This window comes from Hyphomonas sp. (assembly GCF_016125515.1).
Lineage (GTDB): Bacteria > Pseudomonadota > Alphaproteobacteria > Caulobacterales > Hyphomonadaceae > Hyphomonas.
In genome coordinates this window covers 22,314-29,088 of sequence record NZ_WGLO01000026.1, presented here as the reverse complement: position 1 = coordinate 29,088, position 6,775 = coordinate 22,314, and the positions used below count along the sequence as shown (strand labels likewise).

7 protein-coding genes and 1 pseudogene are annotated in these 6,775 nt (G+C 63.9%); all 8 read left to right on the top strand.

What is annotated here, in order from left to right:
* A pseudogene (locus tag GC148_RS15895) lies at nt 1-125 on the top strand (IS5/IS1182 family transposase); the annotation flags it as partial.
* Nucleotides 126-417: 292 nt separating this feature from the next.
* The gene (locus GC148_RS15890) at nt 418-1,191 is read left to right on the top strand and encodes a Bax inhibitor-1/YccA family protein (protein ID WP_291072336.1); all 774 of its coding nucleotides are present in this window, start codon (nt 418-420) and stop codon (nt 1,189-1,191) included.
* Nucleotides 1,192-1,330: 139 nt separating this feature from the next.
* Nucleotides 1,331-2,293 (top strand): malate dehydrogenase, encoded by a 963-nt coding sequence (gene mdh / locus GC148_RS15885; RefSeq protein ID WP_291072335.1) that lies wholly within the window; start codon nt 1,331-1,333, stop codon nt 2,291-2,293.
* 76 nt (nt 2,294-2,369) lie between these two features.
* Nucleotides 2,370-2,948, top strand: a complete 579-nt coding sequence (locus GC148_RS15880) for a hypothetical protein (protein ID WP_291072334.1) — start codon at nt 2,370-2,372, stop codon at nt 2,946-2,948.
* Entirely contained in the window at nt 2,945-3,481 is a 537-nt protein-coding gene (locus GC148_RS15875) for a GNAT family N-acetyltransferase (RefSeq protein ID WP_291072332.1), read from the top strand. The genes GC148_RS15880 and GC148_RS15875 overlap by 4 nt, the downstream gene beginning before the upstream one ends.
* Nucleotides 3,460-4,014 (top strand): hypothetical protein, encoded by a 555-nt coding sequence (locus GC148_RS15870; RefSeq protein ID WP_291072330.1) that lies wholly within the window; start codon nt 3,460-3,462, stop codon nt 4,012-4,014. Before GC148_RS15875 ends, GC148_RS15870 begins: the two co-directional genes overlap by 22 nt.
* Before the next feature lie 35 nt (nt 4,015-4,049).
* Nucleotides 4,050-5,273: a peptidoglycan DD-metalloendopeptidase family protein gene (locus GC148_RS15865; RefSeq protein ID WP_291072328.1), complete on the top strand. Its 1,224-nt coding sequence runs from the start codon at nt 4,050-4,052 to the stop codon at nt 5,271-5,273.
* 30 nt (nt 5,274-5,303) lie between these two features.
* Complete coding sequence (locus GC148_RS15860; protein ID WP_291072326.1) at nt 5,304-6,632, top strand: S41 family peptidase; 1,329 nt, start codon at nt 5,304-5,306, stop codon at nt 6,630-6,632.
* Nucleotides 6,633-6,775: the final 143 nt, after the last annotated feature.

Here is a 6,775-nt window from a genome sequence, read left to right as displayed (position 1 = left end):
ACGTCATCGAGCGCATGTTCTGCAGGCTGAAGGACTGGCGGCGCATCGCAACGCGGTTTGACCGAAACATCACCAACTTCATGGCGGCGATCACCCTTGCAGCAGCCGTCATCTGGTGGCTGTAATGAGTCCGGACCCTAGCTGTTCACTCGAACCGACATTTATGTACTGGAAAAACAAGGCGCTCGGGTAAAGGTAAAACGCTCAAAATCTTGTTCGAATACTGTCTTTCTAAAGCATAAACCAAATACTGTTCGGCGGTTTGCGGGGAAACCTTGGACTGAAAGAATAACGTAGGGCGAATAGCGCCGGTCACGCACCGTCGAGTTGTTGTTGATAAGCGGACCGAAGGTCTCCATATATTGTCCAAACGGCGTCCCATGGGTGCCGGCGATCTAGGAAAGGGTTGTAAAACCAATGAACGACTTCAACCGGACTTTCGGCGCTATCGATGCCCGGTCGGCGGACACCTCCGTCAACGTGGGGCTGCGCGCCTTCATGCTGGGGGTCTACCAGAAACTGGCGCTCGGCATCGCGCTGGCCGGTGGCCTCGCCTTCCTTGTCGGCACGAACATGTTCCCGGCCCTGACGGAGCTGGTGCTGTTCTCGCCGCTGCGCCTGGTCATCCAGTTCGCGCCGCTGGTGCTGATCCTGGGATCGGCCTTCCTGATGAAGCGCCCGTCGCCGTTGGCGACCGGCATCATGTACTGGACCATCGTGACGCTGCTGGGTCTCAGCCTGTCGATCTGGGTCTACATGGCCTCGGCCGGCACGGGCGGCGCCCTGCGTTCGGGCGCGACCCTTTCGCCGACCTTTCTGACCATTGCCAAAGCCTTCTTCCTGACGGCTTCGGCTTTCGGCGCGCTGAGCCTCTTCGGCTACACGACGAAGAAGGACCTCAAGCCGCTGGGCGTGATCATGGTCTTTGCGCTGTGGGGCCTGATCGGCGTGTCGCTGCTGAGTTTCCTGTTCCCGCCCTCGGGCATGATGGAGATCATCATCCAGCTCGGCGTGCTCGGCGTTTCGGGCGTGCTGGTGGCCACCGATACGCAAAACCTGAAGCAGAGCTATTTCGCCTTTGAGGGCGATACCCGCTCGCTGGCGGTGATGACGAACTTCGGCGCGCTGAACTTCTTCATCCTGTTCTACAACATCTTCACGATCCTGATGTCACTGCTCTCGCGCGACTAGGCGGTCCTGAACCTCTGATGCAGCGCCCCGCAAGCCCGTCTTGCGGGGCGTTTGCTTTTGGGCCGCATTGCACCGCGCCGCGGCCTCGGCTAGGGGTCCGGCGAGACATTCTCAGGCCCCCATTTCCGAGGAGATTCACATGGCCCGCAGCAAGATTGCCCTGATTGGTTCCGGTATGATCGGCGGCACGCTCGCCCACGTCTGCGCCCGCGAAGAGCTGGGCGACGTGATCCTGTTCGACATTGCGGAAGGCCTGCCGCAGGGCAAGGCGCTGGACATTGCGGAATCGACCCCGGTCTACAACGCCTCAGTCAACCTGAAGGGCGTGAACGACTATGCCGGCATCGCCGGCGCCGACGTCTGCATCGTGACCGCGGGCGTGCCCCGCAAGCCGGGCATGAGCCGCGATGACCTGCTGGGCATCAACCTGAAGGTCATGAAAGCCGTGGGCGAGGGCATCAAGGCGCACGCACCGAACGCCTTCGTGATCTGTATTACCAACCCGCTCGATGCGATGGTCTGGGCGCTGCAGCAGTTCTCCGGCCTGAAGCCCAACATGGTGGTCGGCATGGCCGGCGTACTGGACTCCTCGCGCTTTGCCTACTTCCTGTCCGAGAAGACCGGCGTGTCGGTGGCCGACATCCACGCCTGGACGCTGGCCGGACATGGCGACGACATGGTGCCGATGGTGCGCCACTCCACTGTGGGCGGCCTGCCGCTGCCGGAACTGGTGAAGCAGGGCTGGATGACCCAGGCCGAGCTGGACGCCATCGTCGACCGCACCCGCAAGGGCGGCGGTGAGATCGTGAACCTGCTGAAGACCGGTTCGGCCTATTACGCTCCGGCCGAAAGCGCCGTGTCGATGGCGAAATCCTACCTCAAGGACCAGAAGCGCGTGCTGCCCGTGGCGGCCTTCTGCAAGGGCGAGTTCGGCGTGAAGGACATGTATGTCGGCGTGCCGACGCTGATCGGGGCTGGCGGCGCAGAGCGCATCGTCGAGTTCGATCTCAACGCCGAAGAGACCGCGATGTTCCAGAAGTCGGTGGCTTCGGTTCAGGGCCTGATCGAGGCCTGCAAAGGCATCGAACCGGCGCTCGCCTAGTCAAACCTTTCCGCAACGGATTGACGAAATCCGGTGTGTGCCCGACCCTCCCGGCTTGATTGTCGGGAGGGTCGGTATGCATTCGGGTTCAGGAATTCTGGTGGCGGCGGGATTGCTCCTGCTGACGGCGTGCGGCGGCGCGCCCAGCGCCGGCGAGACGGAAGGGGAGGCGGCGCCCGCGCCTGCGGCTTCGGCCGAGGAGACCAAGGCCTTGTGCGCGGCCTTTGACCGGGTCATCGCCGCGCGGCTCGACGCAGAGGCATTCTCGAGCCTGCCGGAAAATTTCGAGCTCAAGCCCGGCGTGCCGTGCGGGATGGCCGAACTCGACATCGCACCGCGCCGTCAGGGCCCGGCGATTGCCACGCCTGTGCGCGGCTATGCCTGCCTCTATCTGGACAAGCCCGGCGAGATCGAAGCGAACGCCTGGCCGGTCTGGACAGGTGTGCTCGAGGATGTCGCGGCCTGTTTCGGCGGCCTGTGGGAAATCGCGGCAGTCACCGATGCAAGGCCGGATGCGCCGACCCGCCGTGTGCTGATGAGCAGCCAGCCGGATGTGCCGCTGGTGACGGTCGGCGATGGCAGCGTCGATCCTGTGCGGTTCGAATGGTCGCAAGACAGCGGACAGGGGATCGTGTTTTTCGTGGCGGCGCCATGAAAGGGCCGGTGATCGAGACGGAGCGCCTGATCCTGCGGCCGGTCCAGGCGGGGGATTTCGAGCCGATGTGCGCGATGATGGCGGATGCGGAGACTGCGCGCTTCATCGGCGGCGTGATGGAGCGGCCGGCCGTGTGGCGTTCGCTCTGCGTGCTGGCCGGCGCCTGGACGATCCGTGGCTATTCGATGTTCTCGGTAATCGAGAAGGCGAGCGGCCGGTGGATCGGGCGGCTGGGCCCCTGGCAGCCCGATGGCTGGCCGGGCACTGAGATCGCCTATGGCCTCGCGCGTGAGGCGCATGGAAAGGGTTATGCCCGCGAAGGTGTGACGGCGGCGATCGACTATGCCGTCGACATTCTCGGATGGACCGAGATCATCCACTGTATCGATCCGCTGAACGCGCCCTCGATTCGCCTGGCGCAAAGTCTTGGAGCGCAGAAGCTGCGCGAGGCGCAGGCGCCCGCGCCGTTTTCAGAGATCCGCTGGGACGTGTACGGACAGTCCGCTGACGATTGGCGGGCGCGGCGCGGGTGATCGCCAGCAGGGGAGAGGTTGTCGGGCAGGCGCTGCGCAGCGCGGTCGAAGCGCTGCGGCTCGCGCGGCGCGAGTTGGAGGCGGCGGACGCCGATCCGGCGCGCTGGCGCTGGGTGGCGCTGGGTCTCGTGACGGCCTTGCAGGGCAGTCTGGTTGCGGCGCTGGCCGGTTACGAAACTGCCGAGGACGATGCGATCCGCAATCCGTCCAGTCCGGACCGGATTGCGCCGACGGCCTTGTTGCTGCGCCGGTCGCGAAGCAACGATTATCTGGTGCCGCCCGAGCGCGTAAAGCTGGCGGCTGGTCAAATCCGCCGGATCGAGCGGGTGATCGAGTTACGTAATTCGGCCGTACACGGATTGGATTTCGAAGTGCATGAAGGCGTGCGCGACGACATTCGGGCGGTGCTGGACCTGATCGAACACCTGGTGTTCCGGCATCCCGCGTTCGATCCCAAAGGTTATCAATTGCTTCTCGCGCTGATCTCCGACGAGGTGCGGGCGGTCCGCGGTCTGGTGAGCGCTTCGGCTTAACTGGAAAGTCACGCCTCTCCGGCAGTATCACCGGGATGCGCCGCTATTTGCCCCTTATCGCCAGCCTGTTCATGCTGCCCCTGATCGCGGCGGCGCCGGACACGTTCACGCGCGCCGATCTCGAAGCGCTGGAAGCCGAGCGCCAGGCGGCGGTGCGTGAGCTCGCGCGTCTGGAAGGCGAGGGGGAGATCGCCGCGATGGACATCCGCGAACTTGACGGTGAATTGCTGTCGGCGGCGATGGAAGCCCGCCGCCGCGAAGAGCAGGCGAGCAAGGCGGAGACCGCGCTGGTCGATCTGAGCGCGCGCCGGGAGACGGCACGCACCGAACTGTTGCAGAGCGAGGTGACGCTGGAAGATCTGCTGGGCGCACTCGCTGCCGCGAACCGCCGCCGGCCACCGGCGCTGGTGGTGAGTCCCGGTAATTCAAGTGTCGCCATCCGGCGCGCCATCCTGATGCGGGCGACCTATCCGAAGCTGACCGAACGCGCCGCTGCCATCAAGTCGGAGATCGACGCGCTCAATGAACTGGAGACGAGCATCCAGGTTGAGCAGGCGCGCCTGAGCGCAGCCGAAGCGAACATGAAGCTGAAGAAGGAAGAGATCGAGCAACTGGCTGCGGCCAAGCGCGCGTCCTATGAGGGGCTGGCGGGCAGCCTTGAGGGGCTGCGCAACCGGGCGGACAAGCTCGGCCGGGAAGCCGGCACACTGCGCGAGCTGCTCGCGGCGCTGGAATCGAACGCACCAGAAGCGCCGCGCGCCAAGCCCGACAGCCGTCCGCAGCTGGCCGCACTGAAGACGAGCACCAAGACAGGCAAGATCAAGACCGCGACCAGCCCGGCGCCGAAGATCAATTCCGAGCCGCTGGGCAAGGCCACCCTGGGCGGGCTGAAACAGCCGGCGGCGGGCACGCTGCTGCATGGCTATGGCGATACGCTGCCGAGCGGGGGCAAGACCGAGTATCTCGTGTTTGCAACCCGCGCCGAGGCGCAGGTTGTGGCGCCGGCAGGCGGCGAGATCGAGTTTGCCCGGCCGTTCCGCACCTACGGGAAAATGCTGATTTTGCGTACAAGTGACGGATATCATGTTATTCTTTCCGGCATGAGCCGGATTTATGTATCCGAAGGCCAGACCGTGAGCGCCGGTGAACCCGTCGGGCGGATGCCCGACCGCGATGATCCGCCTCCTGAATTGAACATGGAATTAAGGCTTGGCGACCGGGTGCTGAATCCTGCAGAGTGGATGTCGCGCGACGAATAGAGGGTCGCTGGGATGACTATGGAGTGGAACATGCGTTCATTGCTGACCGGTACTGCCTTGGGCGGTATCCTGGGTGCGGCAGCTGTCGGCTTTGCGGCGATGGCCTGGCCTCAGCAGGAAGCGACCAAGCCGGAAGATCCGCGCACGGCGACCTATCAGCAGATTGAACTGTTTGCGGAAATCTTTGCGCGCGCCCAGCGCGATTATGTTGTTCCGATTGACGAAAAAGAGGCAATGTCGGCCGCGATCAACGGCATGCTGACCTCGCTGGACCCCCATTCAAGCTATCTTGATCCGGAAGACTTCCAGTCGCTGCAGGTCCAGACCTCCGGCGAATATGGCGGCCTCGGGATCGAAGTCACGATGGAAGACGGCTTCGTGAAGGTGATCTCGCCCATGGATGGCACGCCGGCGGCAGCCGCCGGGATCAAGCCGGGCGATTTCATCACCGCCATCAACGGCAAGCCGATCATGGGCCAGACGCTGAACGACGCGGTCAAGGAAATGCGCGGCGAACGCGGCACATCCATCGAAATCACCATCCTGCGCGAAGGCCAGGACCCGTTCGAGGTCAACCTGACGCGCGAAGTCATCCAGCAGAAATCCGTGACCTGGAAGATGGAGCCGGGCGATATAGGCTATATCCGGATTTCGACGTTCAATGAGCGCACCACGCTGCTGCTCGAAGAAGCCATCGACGGCATTGGCCGCAGCGCCAAGCCGAAGGGCATCATCCTGGACCTGCGCAACAATGGAGGCGGCCTGCTGGATGAGGCCGTTAGGGTTTCGGACCATTTCCTGTCCGGCGGCGAAGTCGTTTCGACCCAGGGGCGGCGCCCCATCGATGTGGAGCGCCGCAACGCGACCAAGGGTGAAGTGTTCAAGGGCGTGCCGATGATCGTGCTGATCAATGGCGGCTCGGCGTCGGCTTCGGAAATCGTGGCGGGCGCGCTGCAGGACCGTGACCGCGCGTTGGTCGTGGGCACCACCTCGTTCGGCAAGGGCTCCGTCCAGTCGGTCATCCCGCTTGGGGCTGATCGCGGCGCGATCCGGCTGACCACGGCGCGCTATTACACCCCGGCCGGCCGATCCATCCAGGCCCTCGGCATCGAGCCGGACGTGATGGTGACGCAGGTGCGCCTCACCGAGGAAGAACTGGCGAAAATCGAGCGCTGGTCCGAGGCGGATCTGCCGCATGCGCTGGAAAACGAGTCCGGCGAAAAGCGCCACGAGCTGCGGATGCCCGATGTGCAGCCGCCGGAAGGCTATGAAGGCGAGGATTTCCAGCTGGAACAGGCCGTCCAGATGCTGCGGGAAGGCCGTGCGGCACCCTCGAAACTGGCGATGAAAGCCGGCTGAATTAACCTTTGGAAAGCCTGTCATCAGGCGGCCGGAATACGGTCGCAAGGCGGTTTTGTTTGCAACCTGTTAACCCTGCCGGGTGATGGTCGGGGTCTGTTTTAAACCCCCGTTTCCAAAGAGGTCGAGCCTATGGGTTACCG

Coding starts and splice junctions, on each gene's coding strand:
- GC148_RS15865 (WP_291072328.1), top strand. CDS start 4,050: ATGCGCCGCTATTTGCCCCTTATCGCCAGCCTGTTCATGCTGCCCCTG.
- GC148_RS15860 (WP_291072326.1), top strand. CDS start 5,304: ATGCGTTCATTGCTGACCGGTACTGCCTTGGGCGGTATCCTGGGTGCG.
- GC148_RS15890 (WP_291072336.1), top strand. CDS start 418: ATGAACGACTTCAACCGGACTTTCGGCGCTATCGATGCCCGGTCGGCG.
- GC148_RS15880 (WP_291072334.1), top strand. CDS start 2,370: ATGCATTCGGGTTCAGGAATTCTGGTGGCGGCGGGATTGCTCCTGCTG.
- mdh (WP_291072335.1), top strand. CDS start 1,331: ATGGCCCGCAGCAAGATTGCCCTGATTGGTTCCGGTATGATCGGCGGC.
- GC148_RS15875 (WP_291072332.1), top strand. CDS start 2,945: ATGAAAGGGCCGGTGATCGAGACGGAGCGCCTGATCCTGCGGCCGGTC.